This window comes from Mesorhizobium sp. BHbdii (genome assembly GCF_053848045.1).
In genome coordinates this window covers 1-435 of the sequence record NZ_JBSPKX010000234.1, presented here as the reverse complement: position 1 = coordinate 435, position 435 = coordinate 1, and the positions used below count along the sequence as shown (strand labels likewise).

Below are 435 nucleotides of genomic sequence, written 5' to 3'. Positions count from 1 at the left end.
AAAAACTGTTTCGCGCAATTGCCCTGGTTCGGGCGAGGCAGAGCGCGAATCCGCACCGCGGCTCTTGCCTATTCCGCTTTCGCGGAAGTTTCGGTGGCCCCGCAATATGCAATCGTGTTATCGCGGCGGTACGAGCCGCCCTGGTTGACGCGGGCGCCCAGCCATCCCAACAACGCGCCCCCCGCCCGCGTCGGCCATGGCAAGAGCCTGGGTGCGGTGATCACAGCAGCTTGCTGTCGATCTGGCCGTTCTCTTTCATCATCTCCAGATAGGTTTTGGCGCTGGGACTGCCGTGTGCCGCTGCCTTGAAAAACCATTTGGCGGCTTCCGCATAGTTCGGTTTTCCATCCATCCCGCGATAGTAAAGCATCCCAAGGCTGGCTTCGGCGTCGGCGTTGCCGGTCTTTGCCGCGGCGAGCCACCAGAACTCCGCGG

1 pseudogene is annotated in these 435 nt (G+C 62.1%); it reads right to left on the bottom strand.

Annotated features, from left to right (window positions below):
- Positions 1-220: 220 nt before the first annotated feature.
- Positions 221-435: pseudogene (locus ACWTU8_RS32805) on the bottom strand (sel1 repeat family protein); the annotation flags it as partial.